A 20,528-nucleotide genomic window follows, 5' to 3' on the forward strand; every position below is an offset into this window, starting at 1 on the left:
GACACCCTGTGGGACGCGTCGTGCACAAGTACGGCGGTTCTTCGGTCGCCGATGCCGATTGCATCAAGCGTGTGGCCCAACGGATCGTCGCGACGAAGAAGGCCGGCAACGACGTGGTCGTCGTCATCTCCGCGATGGGCGACACCACCGACGAACTGATGGACCTGGCTCAACAGGTCTCCCCCCTGCCGCCCCCGCGCGAGCTGGACATGCTGCTCACCTCCGGTGAACGCATCTCGGCCGCGCTGCTGGCGATGGCGATCGCGAACCTCGGCTACGAGGCGCGCAGTTTCACCGGCTCGCAGGCCGGCGTGATCACCACGTCCGCACACGGCAACGCCCGGATCATCGACATCACCCCCGGCCGCCTCGAGGAGGCGCTGGCCGAGGGACATGTCGCGATCGTGGCCGGTTTCCAGGGTGTCGCCCAGGACACGAAGGACATCACCACGATGGGCCGCGGCGCGTCGGACACCACCGCGGTCGCGCTGGCCGCGGCGCTGGAGGCCGACTACTGCGAGATCTACACCGACGTGGACGGCATCTTCACCGCGGACCCGCGGATCGTGCCGGCCGCCAAGCAGATCCCGAAGATCTCCTACGAGGAGATGCTCGAGATGGCCGCCTGCGGCGCCAAGGTGCTGCACCTGCGCTGCGTGGAGTACGCGCGGCGCTACAACGTCCCCGTCCACGTGCGTTCCTCCTTCTCGCAGAAGGAAGGCACCTGGGTCGTCGATGCGAAGGAACTGGATCAGATGGAACAGGCGATCATCACCGGCGTGGCCCAGGACACCAAGGAGGCCAAGATCACCGTGGTCGGGGTTCCGGACAAGCCCGGTGAGGCCGCCCGGATCTTCGAGACCGTCGCCGGCGCCGAGACCAACATCGACATGATCGTGCAGAACGTGTCGGCGGTCGCCACCAACCGCACCGACATCTCGTTCACGCTGCCGCGTGCGGACGGCGCCCGCGCGATGTCCGCCCTGGCCCGGATGAAGGACGAGGTCGGCTACGAGCAGCTGCTGTACGACGACCAGATCGGCAAGGTGTCCGTGGTCGGCGTCGGCATGCGCTCGCACCCGGGTGTCTCGGCGAAGTTCTTCTCCGCGCTGGCCGACGCCGGCGTCAACATCGAGATGATCTCCACCTCCGAGATCCGGATCTCGGTCGTCGTCGACGAGAACCTGGTGGACGCCGCCGTCACCGCGGCGCACACCGCCTTCGATCTGGACGACCAGCACACCGGCGCGGTCGTGTACGGCGGAACCGGCCGGTGAGCGCTGACGAGCGGGCCGGTCTGCCGTCCCTCGCGGTCGTCGGCGCGACCGGCGCCGTCGGCTCGGTGATGCTGGCGCTGCTGTCGACCCGGGAGAACGTCTGGGGCGAGATCCGGCTGATCGCCTCCGAGCGGTCCGCGGGGAAGAAGCTCGTCGTCCGCGGCGAGGAGGTCGAGGTGGTCGCGATCAGCGAGACCGCCTTCGACGGGATCGACGTCGCGATGTTCGACGTCCCGGACGACGTCTCCGCGCAGTGGGCGCCGATCGCGGCGGCCCGGGGCGCGGTCGTGGTCGACAACTCCGGCGCCTTCCGGATGGATCCGGACGTCCCGCTGGTGGTCCCCGAGGTGAACGCCGAGGCCGCGCGGAACCGGCCGAAGGGCATCATCTCGAACCCGAACTGCACGACGCTGTCGATGATCGTGGCGATGGGCGCGCTGCACCACCGCTACGAGCTGGAGCAGCTCGTCGTCGCGTCGTACCAGGCCGCCTCCGGCGCCGGGCAGGACGGGATCGACGCGCTCTACGACCAGCTCACCAAGGTGGCCGGTAACCGCGAGCTCGGGACGACGCCGGGCGACGTCCGCCGCGTCGTCGGGAATGCGCTCGGCCCGTTCCCGGCCCCGCTGGCGCTGAACGTCGTCCCGTGGGCCGGCTCGCTGAAGGACGCCGGCTGGAGCTCCGAGGAGCTCAAGGTCCGCAACGAGTCGCGGAAGATCCTCGGGCTGCCGGAGCTGAAGGTCTCCGCGACCTGCGTCCGGGTGCCGGTCGTGACCACGCACTCGTTGTCGGTGCACGCGCGGTTCGCCCAGGAGGTGGACGCCGACGAGGCCCGCGAGGTACTCCGGGACGCACCGGGCGTGCTGCTGTTCGACAACCCGGCCGAGGGCGAGTTCCCGACGCCGGCCGATGTCGTCGGCACCGACCCGACCTGGGTCGGCCGGGTCCGCAAGTCGCTCGACGACCCGAACGCGCTCGAGCTGTTCGTCTGCGGTGACAACCTGCGCAAGGGCGCGGCCCTGAACACCGCGCAGATCGCGGAGGTCGTCGCGAAGGAGTTCATCGCGGCGAAGAGCTGAGCACTTCTCAGCTTCTTACGGAATGTAGCGTGACGCACACCACGCGTCATCGGCAGATTTACGGACTCCTGGGTCTGGTTGGGCTGATTTACCAGGCGGTAACGTCGTTGGCGGTAGCTGCCGCGCGAATGTCAACCGCCCCCTCCCTCCCAGGAGTTCGCCATGCGCTTCCGTACGCCTGCCCTGTCCGCTCTCGCCGCCGCGGCTGTCGTCGCCGCCGGGATCACCCCGGCCTACGCCGCCACCGGAACGGGTTCGATCACGTTCCAGAGCACGACCTGCGCCTTCACCCTCAACTACGCGGGCGGCCCGCCGCCGGCCGCGGTCGACCTGCAGTCCTTCGTCCTCGACAGCAGCTGCTCCGCCGCGGGCACCGGCTCCGGTCAGCTCACGTTCGGTCCTGGTGACCAGGCGACGCTGACCGGGACGGTCTCCGTCACCCGGCCGATCAGCTGCACGTACTCCGCCGCCCTCAAGGGCACCTACTCGGGTAACGCGGTGACGTTCCCGACCCAGGCCGTCCCGAAGAAGAGCGGCAGCTTCCTCTGCCCGAACCCGGCCAACATCGCCATCTCGCTGAACCTCTGAGCACCTGACCGGAACGGTCGACCCGCAAACCAACTGGGGATTTGCGGGTCGACTGTCAGAGCCAGCTCTCCCGTGCCGCGTGCAGGGCGAGCTGGAAGCGGGTGCTGGCGCCGGTGCGGTTCATCAGCCGCTCCAGGTAGCGGAAGAACGTCCGGCGGCTGATGCCGAGCGTTCGGGCGATGGTGTCGTCGGCGGCGCCGGTTGCCAGGAGTGCGAGCAGGCGGCGTTCGATCGGCTCAAGCCGGTCGTCCTCCGTGCCGACCGAGGCGTGCAGCGGCAACGCGTTGCGCCAGCAGAGTTCGAACATCCCGATCAGCGCGGTCAGCAGGCTGCTCGGCCGGATGATCAGCAGGGAGCGGTTCACATCGGTGTCGCGCACCGACATCGACACGAACGCCATCGACCCGTCGATGATGGTCAGCTTGGCCGGCACGTCGGGCAGCACGCGGGCCTGCTCGCCGGCCTCGACACAGGGCAGAATGTTCTCGGTCAGGTAGCCGGGCACCTCGACCGACTCCGGTGAGTACACGACCCGGTAGGCGACGCCGCGGCGGAGCTGGTCGATCTCCTCCTGGTTCGGGCCGCCGATGTAGTAGGGCGGCGAGTCGATGGCGAGGATCTCCCGCTGCGCGCTGCCCTTGATCTGGTGGATCCGCTCGACGATCGCGTTCCCGGTGACCACCTCGATCAGGTGTGTGGTCGACTCGTTGTGGACGGTCCGGCGGAACTCGTCGTACGCGTTCAGGACCTCGATCCGGGCCTGTTTGAGCTCGGACTCCCGACGGAGCGTCATCGCCTCCAGGCCGGCGTCCGGAGGGACCGGTAGGAAGCGCGAGTGGTCCGAGCCCGAGCGCCGGGCCAGACCGGCCTGGACGAGCCCCGCGAGCGTGCTGTCGATCCCCGCCTGGCGGTCCGCGATCGCCTCGTCCAGCTCGGTGATCGTCGACGGGCCGATCCGCAGCAGATGCTGGTAGACCCTGATCTCGTCGTCGGTGAGCCCGAGTACTCGCAGATGCCCGACACGCTCCGTGTCCGACGTACTCGCCACGCCTTCCTGCCTTCCCAAAGCCGTCACCGTCCGCTACCGCCTCTCCAGCCTAGGGTGGACGCTCCAGTGCGATCCGCACTGTCCGTGTCCTGATGAATGCGGGCAGCGATAATTGTTGTCCTGTCAGCATTCTTGTGCCGTGTCACCATCTGGCCACCATTTCCGCGCAGTTGTGAGCGAGAATTGAGGTCCAGCAGCCCGGCGACGGACCACCTGAGCGCCGCCGGGCTGCTGTTCCAATTCTGGCGCTTGATCGCTGTTCCGTCAGCGGAGCCCGTTTCGGTTGCATCTCGATCCCGGCGGATCGGTGCCCTCGCACTCCCGTGCCATCACCGGCTGTGCTGGAGGGTGTACAAACTGTTGCATCTCCATCGTGAGGCCGATGAGGAGGACAGTCCGATGCGAACGACGCCGCGCCGCCACTACCGCGACACCGTACGCCTCGGCTCGACCGTCCCCGGTGCTGTTGCAGCGGCGCCGCCTTCAAGTACGGCCTCTGGTGCGATGACCGCCGCCCTGGTCATCGTGCCCGCTGATCCGATGCCCGCCCGGTCCCACTCCGCCCACCAGGGCCGGGCCGGCATCGGATCCCGCGTGGGGGCCCAGGAGGTGCCGAGCGGAGCTCCGTGGATGGTGAGGCTGTCCACGGGACGCGGGGATGCGACGTCCGCCGCCCGGCTCGCCCCCGGCCAGGACGCACCCCTGGGGCCCCGCCGATAGTCGGCCGTCCGGTCCGCATTCCGGTTTTCGGATGTGAGTCCGGGCACGGGTTTCGGCAGCCGGCTGAACTTCTGGAACGCGCCGGGCGTCGAATCCGTTGAATTGACGTGGATTTGACCTTGTTCACTGGTGCTCCCCGGAGCCGCTGACGAGCATCGAGCACGCGGGATTTCCGTGCGCTGGAAGGCGTTTTGGCCGTCCGGATCGGTCAAATGTATATTCCGGATAACGATCGGAGTCGGGTGGCGCGGCGAACGGCGGTTGCGGTGCGTACGTCGGTGCTCACTGTCGAGGACCGCTGAGTCGTCGGTGCCGGAGTCGATCCGCTACTCTGCTTCCCGGTCTGCGTGGCCCGCCGTCGTACCAGGGAACGGCGGAGTTCGGTCAAAGAACACCAGCGGCTGAACGTGGACAGGACTTCATGGCAGAGAGAGGCGTCGCCTGAATGAACGCGACTAGCGTCGACGAGGAATTCAACCCGTCGGTGCACGTGTACGAGCCGCACAAGGCCGGTCTGCCGCCCTTGCGCCCCTACTTCCGGGCGCTCTGGGAGCGCCGGGTGTTCGCGGCCGAGATGTCGCGGACCGGTATCCGCGCGGCCAACACCAACACCTTCTTCGGGCAGATCTGGTTGGTCATCAACCCGTTGCTGCTCGCTGCGGTCTACTACTTGCTCACCCAGATCATCGCCGGCGGCTCCACCCGGCAGGGCGCCGCGGCGACGTTCGCGCACCTGTGCGGCGGTCTGTTCGTCTTCTACTACTTCCAGGGCGCGGTCTCGACCGGCGCGGGCAGTGTGGTCGGCGGCGGCAAGCTGCTGATGAACATGGCCTTCCCGCGGATGCTGCTGCCGCTGTCGGCGCTGCGGACGGCGTTCTTCCGCTTCCTGCCGACCATGTTCGTGTACGCCGTCATTCACGTGGTCGTCGGCGGGCCGTTCGGCTTCGTGATGCTGCTGGCACCGGTGTTCCTGTTCCTGCTGACGATGTTCGCGGCCGGGATGAGCATGATCTTCGCGGCGCTGCAGGTGTACTTCCGCGACACCGCCAGCTTCCTGCCGTACTTCATGCGGATCTGGCTCTACCTGTCGCCGGTGCTGTGGTTCGCGGAGGTCGCTCCGGAGAAGTTCAAGCCGTTCCTGCCGTTCAACCCGCTGACCTCGCTGATCGGCGGCTGGACCGACCTGCTGGTCCGGGCCAAGATGCCGCCGCTGGAGATGTGGATCGGCGGCGTGATCTGGGCCGTGGCGGCGCTGGCGATCGGTTCGTTGTTCTTCATGTCGAGGGAGCGTGAGTTCGCTGTCCGTCTCTGAGGCCGAGAAGAAGACCATGTCAAATACTTCGTCCACCCCCGCGGTGCGGGTCCAGGACGTCTCGATCACCTACCGGACGACGTTCGAGCGGGTGCCGACCTTCAAGACCGCGATCGTCCGGTTCGGCCGCGGCGAGCGCGCGATCCGCGAGGTCAAGGCGGTCCAGAACGTCTCCTTCGACGTCGACCACGGCTCCACGATCGGCATCATCGGCGCCAACGGCGCCGGTAAGTCGACGCTGATGCGGGCGATCGCCGGCATTCTGCCGCCGACCTCCGGCCGGATCGAGGTGCACGGCCGGGTCAGCACGCTGCTGTCGCTGGGCGTCGGCTTCAACGCCGCCCTGTCCGGTAAGGAGAACATCGTTCTCGGTGGGCTCGCGGCCGGCCTGACCCGTAAGCAGGTGCAGGAGCGGTTCGAGGAGATCGAGGCCTTCGCCGAGCTCGGCGAAGGGTTCATGGAGATGCCGATGCGGACGTACTCGTCCGGCATGTTCCAGCGCGTCGCCTTCGCGGTCGCCGTGCACATGGACCCGGACATCCTGATGATCGACGAGGCCCTCTCGGCCGGTGACGCGCAGTTCAAGACCAAGGCTGCCGCGAAGATGAAGGAGCTCGTCGAGAACAGCCGGACGATGTTCCTGGTCAGCCACGCGATGAGCAGCGTTCGCGAACTCTGCAACGACTGCATCTGGATCGACAAGGGGAAGGTGATGATGCGCGGCGAGCCCAAGGAGGTCATCGACGCGTACACCCACTTCCTCAAGGTCGGCGCCACCGAAGCTGTATCTCTCGAGGACCTCTGACCGTGTCGAACACCCGCCGTACGGCGCCGGACGTGGGCATCATCACGACCGGGCACGACGTCGCCGACGCGCGCCTGCACAAGATCACCGCGGCCCTGCAGCACCGTGACCTCACGGTCGAGCTGTGGGGCCTCGGCGAGCCGGACGGCGGGCCCGCGGGCGCCGTCGTCCACGCGGGTCCGCGCGGCAACCTGCTGCAGCGACTGGCCCGGACGGCGGTGCTGCCCTGGCGGACGAAGGCCAAGGTGGTGATGACCGTCGATCCGGACATGATCCCGGTGACCCGGCTCGTCACGACGCTGCGCCGTCGCAAGATGGTCGCCGACATCCACGAGGACTACACCCGCCTGCTCGCCGACCGCGCGTGGGCGAAGGGTCCGGCCGGGCTGCCGGCCCGGCTGATCGTCAGGGCCAGCTCGAAACTGGCCGCCGGCGCCGACCTGACAGTCGTCGCCGATTCCCACCTTGCCCCGCACGAGGCCAAACAACGCCTCGTCGTGCAGAACTTTCCCTACGTCCCGTTCCTGGCCCTGACGCCGCCGACCGGTGCGCCGCGTGCGGTGTACGTCGGCGACCTGCGGGCCAGCCGCGGGCTGTTCGACATGGTGGAGACGGTCGCCGCCGCGCCCGACTGGTCGCTGGACCTGATCGGCCCGGTCGCCCCCAGCGATCGGGACGCGCTGGAGGCCCGGATCGAGCAGTCCGATCTGGCCGGGCGGGTCCGCCTGCACGGGCGCCAGCCACCGGCCGACGCGTGGCAGCTGACCCAGGGCGCCTGGGCCAGCCTGGCCATGCTGCAGCCGACGCCTGCCTTCGTGGAGGCGATGCCGTCCAAGATCTACGAGTACCTCGCCAGCGGTCTTCCCGTGCTGTCGACCCGGTTGCCACGGCAGACTCGGGTCATCGAGGAGTCCGGCGGCGGAGTCCTGGTGGACTCGGTGGCCGAGGCGTCGGAGACTCTGCGGCGCTGGTCCGCGGATCCCGGCGAACTCGAGAAGTTGCGCGATCACGCGCTCCAGTGGGCAGCCGCCAATCTGCCCGCGAACACGCCGTACGACGAATTGGCCGACGCGATTCTCAATTTGCTAAGAGGAAGTTGATGACGGACCGCCCTCATATGTTGTATGTCGCCTGGGGCTTTCCGCCCTGCCGGGGCGGCGGTGTGTACCGGGCGCTGGCCACAGCGAACCGGTTCGCCGCGCTCGGCTGGAAGGTGACGGTGCTGACGGCCGAACGAGAGACCTTCTACCGGTTCACCGGAGCCGACAAGACCCTCGAGGACCGGGTCGACCCGTCCGTCGAGGTGGTCCGGGTGCCCTTCGACTGGCCGGTCATGGAGACCGACCTGCGTCGCTGGCCCAAGGCGCGGGCGCGCAATCCGCGGCTCTGGAGCAAGTGGCGCAACAAGCAGGACCTGATCCCGTTCCCGGAGCACGGCTACGGCCCCTGGCGATCGGTGATCGAGGCGGCCGCCGAGCGGATCCACGCCGAGCACCCGGTCGACCTGACGGTCGCCACCGCGAACCCGCATGTCGCGTTCACCGCGGCGTACCACCTGCACGAGAAGGCGAACGTGCCTTACGTGATGGACTACCGGGACGCGTGGCTGCTCGACGTCTTCAGCGGTAACCGGCTGCACGAGCCGAACAGCCGCGCCGCGAAGTGGGAGAAGAAGCTCGTCGACGCCGCGCAGGAGATCTGGTTCGTCAACGACCCGATCAAGGAGTGGCACGTCGAGCTCTACCCGGAGCAGGCGGCCAAGATGCACGTCGTGGCCAACGGCTTCGACCCCGAGCTGGTCCCGGACACCAACGACCGCGGTCCGGTCGGCGACCGTCCGCTCGTCTTCGGGTACGTCGGCACCGTGTCGCCGAAGGTCCCGCTGCAGGAGTTCGTCGACGGCTGGAAGGTTGCCGTCGAGGAGTCCGGTGAGCTGGCCGGCGCGAAGGCCAAGATCCACGGCTACCTCGGGTACTACGCCGTCCCGCGGCCGGACATGCTGGCCGCGATCAACTCCGGCGCCGACGAGGGCGTCTCCTACGAGGGCCCGGTCGGCAAGGCCGAGATCGCCAAGGCGTACGACGAGTTCGACGTCCAGCTGCTGATGCTGGGCAAGGGCAAGTACGTCACCAGCGGCAAGGTCTTCGAGTACCTGGCGACCGGGCTGCCGGTGGTCTCGGTACACGACCCGGAGAACGCCGCGTCCGACGTCCTGCGCGGGCACCCGCTCTGGTTCCCGGTGACCGACGTGACGCCGGAGGCGATCGCCGCCGCGCTGATCGAGGCCGCGCACGCGGCCCGGACGGCCGATGAGGGCATCCGGCAGAAGGCGCGCGAGTTCGGCGCCGGCTACCGCCGGGACCTGGTGATGGACCCGCGGATCACGGCCCTGGCCGAGGTCGTCAAGGCGAAGAGCGGAGTATCGGCATGAGCCAGAAGGTGGTGCTGCTGAGCACCAAGCGGCTGCAGCCGGACTACTTCGACACGATCCGCGCGGATCTCGGCGGTGACGCCGAGCTGGTCCTCGACGTGGTCGGCTGGTTGCCGCCGATCGACGTCGTCGACGAGAAGGTGAACACGTTCACGCTGATCGGCCCGGGCAGGATGCCGACCGGCGACGCGGAGGCGGCGTACGACGAGTTCGCGGACGACGAGGAGGACGCGGACGACGACGAGTTCGACGAGTCCCCGGACGCCGTGATCGCGCCGGAGTCGGTCTCGGATCCGTCGTCGGTCACCGGGCAGACGCTGACGCCCGCTTCGGCCGAGCAGCACGCCGGCCAAGGCGCCGGCGAGGCCGCTGACGAGAACAGCGACCCGGCCCCGGCGGTCGTGCCGCGGAAGCGGCCGGAGCCGATGCCGTGGGGTACGGCCCGGGTCCAGCAGGCGGTGCGCTGGCGGTACCGGCGCGCCCGCCGGACGATGGGCCGAGCCGTGATGAAGGTCGGCCCGGTGAAGTTCGTCCGCACGTCGCGGGTCAGCAAGAACCTCAGTAAGGCGTACTGGAAGCGCGTGCAGAGCCGTCCCGACGTCCGCGAGGTGCTCTCGCACGCCGATGTCGTGATCGCCCTGGATGCCAACGCGATCTGGGCCGGGTGGCACCTCGGGCAGGAGCGGCCGGACCGGCCGGTCGTGCTCGGTCTGCCGGCGGCTCGCCGCGAGCTCGACCAGCTCAAGGTCCCGGCAGGTCACTGAGGTCATGTCCATGACGGCCCACCTGCCGGCGCCAGTCGCCCGGACCGCGAAGGCGGTCCGGGCGCGGCTGCGTGGTCTCCGTTACACCTACGCGGCCCTGCCGGCCTTCCCGTCGGCGGCCACCGCCCCCGTGCGGATGCTGGTCGGCCCGACCAACTCCGCCGGGCAGGGCTACGAGTGGGCCCGGGCGGCCCGCACACTCCCCGGGGTCGCGGCCGACGCGTTCGCGATCCATCGGACGGCGGCCTTCCGGTTCGCCGACGACTACGGCGTACCGCAGGCACGGTGGAGTCAGTCGCGCTGGGCTCGTGCCCAGCGCGAGCACGTTCTGGGCAGCTACACGCACGTCCTGGTCGAGTCGCTGCGGCCGATCCTCGGGTACGACGGTCATTCGGACGCGGCGGCGGATATCGCCGTACTGCAGGAGGCCGGCGTCGATGTCGCCCTGCTGTTCCATGGCTCCGACATCCGGCTGCCGAGCAGGCATGCGGCCCGGGAGCGGTTCTCACCGTTCGCCCACCAGGATGAGTTCACTCACAAACTTGAAGTCCAGGCCCGGCGGCATGCAGAGCTGATCGAGAGCCTCGGCCTGCCGGTCTTCGTCTCCACCCCGGACCTGTTGATCGACGTGCCGCAGGCGACCTGGCTGCCGGTCGTGATCGACCCTGCGCCGTGGGCCACGGCCGCGCGTCCGCTCTTCAGCGCCGAGCGTCCGATCGTCGTGCACGCGCCTTCCAGCTCACGGCTCAAGGGTTCGGCCCGCATCGACGAGGTGCTGACCGGCCTGCAGGAGCGCGGCCTGATCGAGTACCGGCGGATCACCGGTATCGCGCATGCGGAGATGCCGAGCGTGATCGGCAGCGCCGATATCGTTGTAGACCAGCTGGGAATTGGCCTGTACGGCGTCGCCGCGGCCGAGGCCCTGGCGGCCGGCCGGATCGTCGTCTCGTACGTCGGTTCGGAGCTACGCGCTCGGGTGCGTAGTCTGACTGGGCGCGAGGTACCGATCGTGGAGGCGGACGACGACACGCTGAGTGACGTCGTCGGCGATCTCGTCGCGAACCCGCAGGCCGCTGCCGATCAGGCGGCGGCCGGGCCCGGTTTCGCGGCGGAGCTGCACGACGGCCGCCGCGCAGCCGAAGTCCTCAGCCACTGGCTGACCGAGAAGGAGACCCTGTGACCACCCGTATCGCCCCGTCGGCCGATGTCGACGAGCGCGCTCAGATCGGCGACGGTTCGTCGGTCTGGCACCTGGCCCAGGTCCGCGAGAACGCGGTGCTGGGGGAGAACTGCATCGTCGGCCGTGGCGCCTACATCGGGACCGGGGTCCGGATGGGCGACAACTGCAAGATCCAGAACTACGCCCTGGTGTACGAGCCGGCCTCCCTCGAGGACGGCGTGTTCATCGGCCCGGCCGTGGTGCTGACCAACGACTACTTCCCGCGCGCGGTGAACCCGGACGGGACGCCGAAGAGCGGCCACGACTGGGAGCCGGTCGGCGTGACGCTGAAGGAGGGCTGCTCGCTGGGCGCCCGCAGCACCTGCGTCGCCCCGGTCACCGTCGGTCGCTGGGCGACCGTCGCGGCCGGCGCCGTCGTGGTCAAGGACGTGCCGGACTTCTCGCTGGTCGCCGGCGTCCCGGCGCGGCACCTGAAGTGGGTCGGCAAGGCCGGCGTACCGCTGCTCGCTGTCGGGGACGGCGAGTGGAAATGCCCGAACACGGGCGAGCTCTACATCGAAACCGACGGGCGGCTGCGGCCGGCCGATGAAGCACAGGAGGAGAACTGATGGTGCAGCCGATTCCGGCCGCGAAGCCGATCATCGGGAAGGAGGAGCGCGAGGCTGTCGACCGTGTCATGCAGTCCGGCATGCTCGCCCAGGGTCCTGAGGTGGCGGCGTTCGAGCAGGAGTTCGGCGCAGCGCTGGTCTCCGGCCGGGCGTGCGTCGCGACCAACTCCGGGACGTCGGGCCTGCACCTGGGCCTGCTGGCCGCGGGTGTCGGTCCGGGTGACGAGGTCATCGTCCCGTCCTTCACCTTCGCCGCGACCGCGAACAGCGTCGCGCTGACCGGCGCCACCCCGGTCTTCGTCGACATCGAGCCGACGTACTTCTGCCTGGACCCGGCCGCCGTCGAGGCCGCGATCACCGAGAAGACCAAGGCCGTCATGCCGGTGCACCTGTTCGGTCACCCGGCGAACATGACCGCGCTGCAGGCGATCGCCGACAAGCACGGCATCGCGATCTACGAGGACGCCGCGCAGGCCCACGGCGCGACCTGGAACGGCGCGCCCGTCGGCACCTTCGGCGACTTCGCGATGTTCAGCCTCTACCCGACCAAGAACATGACGTCCGGTGAGGGCGGCATGAACTCGGTCGCCAACGAGGAGCTCGAGCGCCGGATGCGGCTGTTCCGCAACCAGGGCATGCTCAAGCAGTACGAGAACGAGGTCGTCGGCCTGAACAACCGGATGACCGACCTGCACGCCGCCATCGGCCGCGTGCAGCTGACCAAGGTCGGCGGCTGGACCAAGCAGCGGCAGGAGAACGCGGCCTTCCTGGACGCGAACCTCGCCGGTGTCGGCGTCCCCGCCGTCGCCGAAGAGGCCAGCCACGTGTACCACCAGTACACGATCCGCGTCACCGAGGACCGCGACGGTTTCGCGAACGCGCTGCGCACCGAGTACGGCGTCGGCTGCGGCGTCTACTACCCGATCCCGAACCACCGCCTCCCGTCGTTCCAGCGTGCGGTCGAGCTGCCGGAGACCGAGAAGGCCGCGGCCGAGGTGCTCTCGCTGCCGGTCCACCCGTCCCTGTCCGAGGACGACCTGAACCGGATCGTGGCCGCGGTGAACACCGTGGCGAAGGCTGGTGCGTGAGATGGCGAACCTGAAGGCGGGCCTGATCGGCCTCGGCATGATGGGCCGTCACCACGCCCGCGTGCTGGCTTCCCTGGAGGGCGTCGACCTGGTCGCCGTCGCGGACCCGGGCGGTGACAAGTTCGGCGTCGCCGGTGGTCGTCCGGTGCACGAGAACATCGAGCAGTTGATTGCCGAAGGCATCGACTACTGCATGGTCGCGGTCCCGACCCAGTACCACGCCGAGATCGCCAAGGCGCTGGCCGAGGCCGGCGTACACGCGATGATCGAGAAGCCGCTGGCCGGCTCCTCGGCCGAGGCCACCGAGATCGCCAAGGCGTTCGAGGCCGCCGGCCTGGTCGGCGCGGTCGGTCACATCGAGCGGTACAACCCGGCGCTGCAGGCGCTCCGGGTCCGCCTCGAGGCCGGCGAGCTGGGCGACATCTACCAGATCACCACCCGTCGGCAGGGCCCGTTCCCGGCCCGGATCGCCGATGTCGGCGTCGTCCTCGACCTCGCCACCCACGACATCGACCTGACCGCGTGGGTGACGCAGTCCCCGTTCGTCACGGTCTCCGCGCAGAGCGCGCACAAGTCCGGCCGCCAGTACGAGGACCTGATCGCCATCACCGGCAAGCTCGCCGACGGCACGGTCACCAGCCACCTGATCAACTGGCTGTCCCCGATGAAGGAGCGGCTCACCGTCGTCACCGGTGAGAAGGGCGCGTTCATCGCCGACACCCTGACCGCCGACCTCACCTTCCACGCCAACGGCACGGTCGCCACCGCGTGGGACGACGTCGCGCACTTCCGCGGCGTCAGCGAGGGCGACATGGTCCGGTACGCGATCAGCAAGCCCGAGCCGCTGCGCACCGAGCACGAGCAGTTCCGGGACGCCGTCCTCGGCAAGGACGCCGATATCGTCACCCTGGCCCAGGGTCTGGCGACCGTCGCCGTCGCCGAGGCCGTCATCCAGTCGGCCGCCGAGGACCGCATGATCAAGGTCGCCGGCGCATGAAGGTCCTGAGCATTGTCGGGGCCCGGCCTCAGTTCGTGAAACTCGCGCCGATCGCCGAGGCGTTCGCCGCGACCGACCACGAGCACGTGATCGTGCACACCGGTCAGCACTACGACAAGAACATGTCCGACGTGTTCTTCGCCGACCTGAAGATCCCGGCGCCGGATGTCCACCTGGGCGTCGGCTCCGGGAGCCACGGCGTGCAGACCGGCGCGATGCTGTCCGCGATGGACGCCGTCCTCGACGAGCACCGCCCGGACTGGGTGCTCGTCTACGGCGACACCAACTCGACGGTCGCCGGCGCGCTGTCCGCGGTGAAGATGCACCTCCCGGTCGCGCACCTGGAGGCCGGTCTGCGGTCGTTCAACCGGCGGATGCCGGAGGAGCACAACCGCGTGCTGACCGACCACGCGGCGGACATCCTGCTGGCCCCGACCCAGGTCGCGATGGACCACCTGGCCAACGAGGGCCTGAAGGAGCGCTCGCGGCTGGTCGGCGACGTCATGACGGATGTCTGCTTCCGGGTTCGGGACGCCGTCCAGGACAAGCCGTTCGACCTGCCGTTCAAGCAGGGTGAGTACCTGGTCGCCACGATCCACCGCCCGGACAACACCGACGACCCGGAGCACCTGGCCGGCATCATCGAGGGTCTGGCCAACGCCGGGCGCCCGGTGGTCCTGCTGGCGCACCCGCGCCTGGTCGCCAAGTGCGCCGAGCACGGCATCAAGCTGGAGCGTCCGGATGGCTCGCTGCACGTCCGCGAGCCGCTGGCCTACCCGGAGATGGTTCAGGCCGTCCTCGGCTCGGCCGGTGTCGTCACCGACTCCGGTGGTCTGCAGAAGGAGGCCTTCCTGCTGGGCCGCGTCTGCACCACGCTGCGTCCCGAGACCGAGTGGGTCGAGACCGTCGACTCCGGCTGGAACGTCCTGACCATGGATGTCAGCAAGCTCCCCGAGCTGGCGGCCCGGCCGGCGCCATCGGGCGAGCGTCCGACGCCGTACGGCGACGGTCACGCGGCCGACCGCGTGGTCGCCGCGCTCGCCGAGTAGTTCGATGTCGATGGCTGCCGAGGACCGGGTGCGGCCTGTTCAGGAGACTCCTGAGCAGGCGGCCTCGGCCACGGCAGCCAACGTCGTTTCACCGCGGGTCGAGTCGCTCACCGGCCTGCGCTGGTGGGCGGCGTTCTTCGTGTTCACCCACCACATGGGCAACCTGGCCCCGCTGCCGATCCGCGAGTTCCTGAAGCTCGGCACCTCCGGGGTGACGTTCTTCTTCGTGCTCTCCGGTTTCGTGCTCACCTGGTCGGCCCGGCCGGGGACGTCGGCGGGCACCTTCTACCGCCGCCGGTTCGCCCGGATCGTCCCGGCGCACGTGGTCGCGCTGATCCCGGCGTTGTTCGTGTTCTACCGGTTCGATCCGCCGGAGAACCTGTTCTGGATCAAGCCGGTCGCGATGACCGCGATCGTGTTGTCGCTGTTCCTGCTGAACGGCTGGTCCAACGATCCGGACATCCTGTACGGCGGTAACCCGGCGTCCTGGACGTTGTCGATCGAGGCGTTCTTCTACGCGTTCTTCCCGTTCCTGTACCGGGTGACCGCGCGGATGAAGCTGATCGGCGCGCTCGTGCTCGCGGCGGCCGCGCTCGCGATCGCAGCCGCCTACCGGCTCACGCAGTACCACTGGGCCGAGCTGCCGACGCTGCCGCCGCCGTTACTGCACACGGTCGCGTTCCTGGTCGGCGTCGCGCTGGCGATCGCCTTGCGCTCCGGCTGGACGACGCGGCTGCCCGCCTGGCTGGGGTACGTCGCGATCGGCGCCGGTCTGCTCGTCCTCACCTACACCTTCCGGCACCCCGGCAAGGTGCCGTTCGGGACCGAGATCAGCCTGCTGCAGAAGGAGATCCTGACGCTCCTCTACGGCTTCCTGATCCTGGTCGTCGCCGCCCGGGACCTGCGCGGGGGCCGGTCCCTCCTCCGGAGCAAACCGCTGGTCGCGCTCGGCCAGTGGTCGTACTCCTTCTATCTGGTGCACGCCACCATCCTGTACGGGATCAGGGAGCTGCACGGGTCCGCGGAAGCGGTCTCGTGGGCGAACCTGACCTGGTACGCCGGTGTCGGCGCCGTATCGATCCTCGCCTCGTGGCTGCTCTACCGGTTCGTCGAGCATCCGCTGGAACTGAAGCTCCGAGGCTCCCGTTCAAGAATCACTACCTAGTGGAGTTGTCGTGCGAGTCAGTGTTGTTGCCTTAGGCAAGATCGGCCTGCCGTTGGCGGTCCAGTTCGCGTCCAAGGGTCACCAGGTCGTCGGTGTCGACATCAACGAGAAGTTCGTCGAGCTGGTGAACGCCGGCCAGGAGCCGTTCCCGGGTGAGGACCACCTGCAGGAGCTGCTCGCCGAGACCGTGGCCGACGGCCGCCTGCGGGCGACCACCGACTACGCGGACGCGATCCCGAACAGCGACGCCGTGGTCATCGTCGTCCCGCTGTTCGTGGACGAGAAGACCGGTGAGCCGGAGTTCGGCTGGATGGAGAACGCGACCCGTTCGCTGGCCGAGCACCTGACCCCGGGCACCCTGGTCTCCTACGAGACCACGCTGCCGGTCGGCACCACGCGGAACCGCTGGAAGCCGATGCTGGAGGAGATCTCCGGCCTGACCGAGGGCACCGACTTCCACCTGGTGTTCTCGCCGGAGCGCGTCCTCACCGGCCGCGTCTTCGCGGACCTGCGCAAGTACCCGAAGCTGGTCGGCGGCCTGTCCGACGAGGGCGCCAAGCGCGCCACCGAGTTCTACGAGGCCGTCCTCGACTTCGACGACCGTCCGGACCTCGAGCGCGGTAACGGCGTCTGGGACCTGGGTTCCGCCGAGGCCGCCGAGCTGGCGAAGCTGGCCGAGACGACGTACCGCGACGTGAACATCGGCCTGGCGAACCAGTTCGCCCGCTTCGCCGGTCAGAACGGTATCGACGTCACCCAGGTGATCGACGCCTCGAACTCGCAGCCCTACAGCCACATCCACCGCCCGGGGATCGCCGTCGGCGGCCACTGCATCCCGGTCTACCCGCGGCTCTACCTGTGGACAGACCCGGAGGCGACCGTCGTCCGCGCGGCCCGCGAGGCCAACGCCGGCATGCCGGACTACACCATCGGCCTGCTCGAGGGCGCGTACGGCGACCTCAAGGGCGCCAAGGTCGTCGTCCTCGGCGCGTCGTACCGCGGCGGCGTCAAGGAGACCGCGTTCTCCGGCGTCTTCCCGGCCGTCGAGGCGCTCAAGGGCCGGGGCGCCGAGGTCTTCGTGCACGACCCGATGTACACCGACGAGGAGCTCACCGGCCTCGGCTTCACGCCGTACGCGCTGGGCGCCCCGGTGGACGCGGCCGTCCTGCAGGCCGACCACGCCGAGTACGCCGAGCTGACGCCGGCCGAGCTGCCGGGTGTGCAGGTGCTCGTGGACGGCCGTGACCGCACGGACGCGGCGAAGTGGGCGGGCGTCCGTCGGATCGTGATCGGAAGGTCCGTCCGGCAGTGAGCCACCCCGACCTGCGGGTCGTGATGCTGGTGGCGGACGACGTCACCGGTGACAGCAGAGTCCGCAGGGAGGCTGCGGCGTTGGCCGGGTCCGGAGTACAGGTCACTGTGCTCGGGGTCTCGGCCACCGGGGAGCCGTCGAAGGAAGTTCTCGACGGCGCCCTGGTCGTCCGGGTGTCGGTTCCGTACCGGCTCCGGGACGAGCGGTTGCGCCGCCGTGCCGCCCGCCGGGACTGGCGTCCCCCGCTGGTCGGGTACAAGCACCAAACCACGTACGTGGCGCGCGGTCTGCGCGCCAAACTCGGCGTCGGCGAGCTCCAGGCCGACGCCGGGCACGGAAAGCTCAGCCAGGTCTCGCAGCAGGTCCGGAGCGCCGGCTGGTTCGTTTTCCGTGCTGCGAAAGGCCTACGCAATGCGGTCGGCCGGCAGGCTGACGTGCCGTTCCGCGGCGGCTGGCGGGCCTACGACGGTCTCGTCGATCGGCTCACCTGGCCGGCGCCCTGGCAGCGCATCCACCCGGAGGCGCTCGACCTCGAGCTCGCCTTCGGCGGGCTGATCGACCGGCTCGAACCCGATGTCGTCCATGCCCAGGGCGTCCAGGTGCTCGGCGTCGCCACCCGCGCGGCCGGCCGCGCGAAGCTGAGCAAACGATCGCTGCAGGCCGTGTACGACGGTCGTGAGGCGCCGGCGGGCACGCCTAGGGCCGTGCAGGCCTGGGTCAAGCACGAGCGGCAGTACCGCGACCGGGTCGACCGGGTGGTCGGGCCGGGGGAGGAGCTGCGCACGGTGTACGCCGAGCTGACCGGCCGCCCGATCGCGGTGGTCGAGCGGCCCGAGCCGTCGGCGCAGTCCCGGCGGTTGCTGATCGGTCCGGCCAATATCGCCGGGCAGGCCTGGATGTGGTCCCAGGCCGTCGAGCGGTCGCTCCCCGGGATCGCTGTCGAGACGCTGGCCACGAGCGACACGAAGTACGCGTTCCCGTCGCATCGGCGCGGTACGTACGAGCAGTACCGGTCCGATCTGCGCTGGCAGTTCGAGCTGACGGCGTACGCGCTGTCCGAGGTGACCCATGTGCTCTTCGAACGCGGCCGGCCGATGTTCGGGCAGCTGCCCGGGCAGAGCTGGCTGGCCGACGTCCCGACACTCGACCGGTCCGGGATCGCGCACGGGCTGATCTTCCACGGCTCCGAGATCCGCGACCCGGCCCGGCACCGGGAGCTGTTCGAGCATTCGCCGTTCAAGGATCCGGCCGATCCACTGACGGCCCAGCTGCAGGCGGAGACGGACCGGACGCGCGCCCAGTTGGCGACGTACGACGGCCCGGTCTTCGTCACCACCCCCGACCTGCTCGACTTCGTCCCCAACAGCACGTGGCTGCCCCTGACGGTCGATGTGGCGGCCTTCGCGTCCAGCCGACCGGTCTTGGAGCGCGCGGTGCCCGTCGTCCTGCACGCGCCCTCCAGCAGCGCGCTGAAGGGATCGGCGTACGTCGACCCGGTGCTGACCGCGTTGCAGGAGCGCGGCCTGATCGAGTATCAGCGTGTCGAAGGCGTGCCGCATACCGAGCTGGCCGAGCTCGTTCGGGAGGCCGACATCGTGGTCGATCAGCTGACGCTCGGCTCGTACGGCGTTTTCGCGTGTGAGTCGATGGCGGCGGGGCGGGTCACGGTCGGCCACGTCGCAGATCGCGTCCGCGCACAGCTGCCGACCGAACTGCCGATCGCGGAGGCGACTCCTGACGATCTGGGCGCGGTGATCGAGCGGCTGATCGCGGAGCGGGAGACCGCGCGCAAACTGGCTGACAGCGGCCCGGCGTACATCCGGGAAGTACACGATGGGCGCGGCGCGGTCGAGGCGCTGCTACCTTTCCTCGGTGGCAGGTGACATGCGGGTATTGATGATCGCTCAGTCCCCCATCGCGGGGGACTCGCGAATCCTTCGGGAGGCGACCGCGCTGGCGGACGCCGGACACACGATTCACATCATCGGGCGTGACGTCCCCGAGGGGTTCGCGATCGGCTCCGGGATCACGGTCGAGTCGGTGTCCCGCTCGTCGGGTCTGCGGGCCGGCGGCGGCGGGCTCTCGGTCGGGCACGGGCGGCGCGGTCCGAAGGTGCTCGCGAAGCGCTTCGGCCGGTGGCTGCTGCTCCCCGAGCACCGGAACCGGACCGAGAAGCAGTGGCGGATGGACGCGACCGCGGCCGTCGCGGCCTCCGGCCCGTTCGACGTCGTCCACGCTCATGACTTCAACACGCTCGAGCTCGCGGCCGAGTTCGCGGAGCGCTGGCAGGCGGTGCTGGTCTACGACAGCCACGAGCTGTGGTTCGACCGCGCGCTGCCGGGACGCCCGACGCCGTTGTGGCGCGCCCGCGGCCGGCGCTTCGAGGCCGAGCTGGCCGCGAAGGCGCGGGTCGTCTTCACCGTCTCCGACGGGATCGCCGCCCGGCTGCGCGACCGCGGCCTGGCCGACGTCCGCGTCATCCGCAACACCTTCCCCCGGCCGGACTTCATCCCCACGCCGCTGGACCACCCCGAAGGCCTGCTGTACGCCGGCCGGGTCGGCGCCGGCCGGGATCTGCCGACCGTGGTCGGGGCCGCGCGGCAGCTGGCGCCGTTCAAGACCGTGCTGATGGGATCGGTGGATCCCAACTACCGCTTGGATCTGGGCACCGTCGAGGTCGTCCCGGAGCGCTCGATCGACGAGGTCGACGAGACCCTGCGCTCGTACGGCATCTCGCTGGTGACGCTGACCAACACCTGTGAGAACCACCGGCTGGCGCTGCCGAACAAGCTCTTCCACGCCGTCCGGGCCGGTGTCCCGGTTGTCGCGGCCGACCTGCCCGAGCTGCGCTCGGTGGTCACCGCGCACGATCTGGGCACGCTGTACCAGCCGGGCAACCCGACCTCGCTGGCGAACGCCGTCCGGGCCCTGATCGACTCCTACTCGACGTACACGGCCGGGATTCGCGCGGCCGCCGACGAGCTCAACTGGGAACACGACGCCGAAACCCTCGTCACCGCCTACGCCGAGCTCACCAACACCCGCGCCACCGCCTGATCCGATTTGGCTGGTAGACCAGCCAATTCGGGGGTCCTGCACCGTGGT

Annotated in this window: 18 protein-coding genes; 17 read left to right on the forward strand and 1 reads right to left on the reverse strand. The window is 69.5% G+C overall.

What is annotated here, in order from left to right:
* Positions 1-8 precede the first annotated feature (8 nt).
* From HPO96_RS32450 to HPO96_RS32460, 3 genes are all read left to right on the forward strand, one after another.
* Positions 9-1,277, forward strand: coding sequence for an aspartate kinase (locus HPO96_RS32450; RefSeq protein ID WP_171678226.1), 1,269 nt, complete (start codon positions 9-11; stop codon positions 1,275-1,277).
* The gene (locus HPO96_RS32455) at positions 1,274-2,356 is read left to right on the forward strand and encodes an aspartate-semialdehyde dehydrogenase (RefSeq protein ID WP_171678227.1); all 1,083 of its coding nucleotides are present in this window, start codon (positions 1,274-1,276) and stop codon (positions 2,354-2,356) included. The genes HPO96_RS32450 and HPO96_RS32455 overlap by 4 nt, the downstream gene beginning before the upstream one ends.
* A gap of 162 nt (positions 2,357-2,518) precedes the next feature.
* Positions 2,519-2,944 carry a hypothetical protein gene (locus HPO96_RS32460; protein WP_171678228.1) on the forward strand — a complete coding sequence of 142 codons (426 nt, stop codon included), beginning with the start codon at positions 2,519-2,521 and terminating at the stop codon, positions 2,942-2,944.
* A 55-nt stretch (positions 2,945-2,999) separates the two neighbouring features.
* Here the strand turns inward: HPO96_RS32460 and HPO96_RS32465 are convergent, their stop codons facing one another.
* A complete protein-coding gene (locus HPO96_RS32465; RefSeq protein ID WP_171678229.1) occupies positions 3,000-3,992 on the reverse strand; it encodes a helix-turn-helix domain-containing protein in 993 nt (330 codons plus the stop codon).
* A 1,165-nt stretch (positions 3,993-5,157) separates the two neighbouring features.
* Between HPO96_RS32465 and HPO96_RS32470 the strand changes: the two genes are divergently transcribed.
* Genes HPO96_RS32470 through HPO96_RS32535 form a run of 14 tightly spaced genes read left to right on the forward strand, consistent with a single transcriptional unit; the run spans position 5,158 to position 20,480 of the window.
* Positions 5,158-6,024, forward strand: coding sequence for an ABC transporter permease (locus tag HPO96_RS32470; RefSeq protein WP_171678230.1), 867 nt, complete (start codon positions 5,158-5,160; stop codon positions 6,022-6,024).
* A gap of 16 nt (positions 6,025-6,040) precedes the next feature.
* Positions 6,041-6,829, forward strand: coding sequence for an ABC transporter ATP-binding protein (locus HPO96_RS32475; protein ID WP_171678231.1), 789 nt, complete (start codon positions 6,041-6,043; stop codon positions 6,827-6,829).
* Positions 6,830-6,831: 2 nt separating this feature from the next.
* Positions 6,832-7,929: a glycosyltransferase gene (locus HPO96_RS32480; RefSeq protein WP_171678232.1), complete on the forward strand. Its 1,098-nt coding sequence runs from the start codon at positions 6,832-6,834 to the stop codon at positions 7,927-7,929.
* A complete protein-coding gene (locus HPO96_RS32485) occupies positions 7,929-9,260 on the forward strand; it encodes a glycosyltransferase (RefSeq protein ID WP_238355748.1) in 1,332 nt (443 codons plus the stop codon). Before HPO96_RS32480 ends, HPO96_RS32485 begins: the two co-directional genes overlap by 1 nt.
* On the forward strand, positions 9,257-10,024 hold the full coding sequence (locus HPO96_RS32490; protein ID WP_171678233.1) for a hypothetical protein: 768 nt from the start codon (positions 9,257-9,259) through the stop codon (positions 10,022-10,024). Before HPO96_RS32485 ends, HPO96_RS32490 begins: the two co-directional genes overlap by 4 nt.
* A 10-nt stretch (positions 10,025-10,034) precedes the next feature.
* The gene (locus HPO96_RS32495; protein ID WP_171678234.1) at positions 10,035-11,204 is read left to right on the forward strand and encodes a hypothetical protein; all 1,170 of its coding nucleotides are present in this window, start codon (positions 10,035-10,037) and stop codon (positions 11,202-11,204) included.
* The gene (locus HPO96_RS32500; protein WP_171678235.1) at positions 11,201-11,812 is read left to right on the forward strand and encodes an N-acetyltransferase; all 612 of its coding nucleotides are present in this window, start codon (positions 11,201-11,203) and stop codon (positions 11,810-11,812) included. Before HPO96_RS32495 ends, HPO96_RS32500 begins: the two co-directional genes overlap by 4 nt.
* Positions 11,809-12,900, forward strand: coding sequence for a DegT/DnrJ/EryC1/StrS family aminotransferase (locus HPO96_RS32505; protein ID WP_171678402.1), 1,092 nt, complete (start codon positions 11,809-11,811; stop codon positions 12,898-12,900). Before HPO96_RS32500 ends, HPO96_RS32505 begins: the two co-directional genes overlap by 4 nt.
* A gap of 1 nt (position 12,901) precedes the next feature.
* Positions 12,902-13,897, forward strand: a complete 996-nt coding sequence (locus tag HPO96_RS32510) for a Gfo/Idh/MocA family protein (protein WP_171678236.1) — start codon at positions 12,902-12,904, stop codon at positions 13,895-13,897.
* A complete protein-coding gene (wecB, locus tag HPO96_RS32515; protein WP_171678237.1) occupies positions 13,894-14,946 on the forward strand; it encodes a non-hydrolyzing UDP-N-acetylglucosamine 2-epimerase in 1,053 nt (350 codons plus the stop codon). The genes HPO96_RS32510 and wecB overlap by 4 nt, the downstream gene beginning before the upstream one ends.
* Positions 14,947-14,956: 10 nt before the next feature.
* On the forward strand, positions 14,957-16,111 hold the full coding sequence (locus tag HPO96_RS32520; RefSeq protein WP_171678238.1) for an acyltransferase family protein: 1,155 nt from the start codon (positions 14,957-14,959) through the stop codon (positions 16,109-16,111).
* Positions 16,112-16,121: 10 nt separating this feature from the next.
* Positions 16,122-17,423 carry a nucleotide sugar dehydrogenase gene (locus tag HPO96_RS32525; protein WP_171678239.1) on the forward strand — a complete coding sequence of 434 codons (1,302 nt, stop codon included), beginning with the start codon at positions 16,122-16,124 and terminating at the stop codon, positions 17,421-17,423.
* A complete protein-coding gene (locus tag HPO96_RS32530; RefSeq protein WP_171678240.1) occupies positions 17,420-19,306 on the forward strand; it encodes a glycosyltransferase family protein in 1,887 nt (628 codons plus the stop codon). Before HPO96_RS32525 ends, HPO96_RS32530 begins: the two co-directional genes overlap by 4 nt.
* On the forward strand, positions 19,296-20,480 hold the full coding sequence (locus HPO96_RS32535; protein WP_171678241.1) for a glycosyltransferase: 1,185 nt from the start codon (positions 19,296-19,298) through the stop codon (positions 20,478-20,480). The genes HPO96_RS32530 and HPO96_RS32535 overlap by 11 nt, the downstream gene beginning before the upstream one ends.
* Positions 20,481-20,528 lie beyond the last annotated feature (48 nt).

Source organism: Kribbella sandramycini (assembly GCF_013131805.1).
Classification (GTDB): Bacteria; Actinomycetota; Actinomycetes; order Propionibacteriales; family Kribbellaceae; genus Kribbella; species Kribbella sandramycini.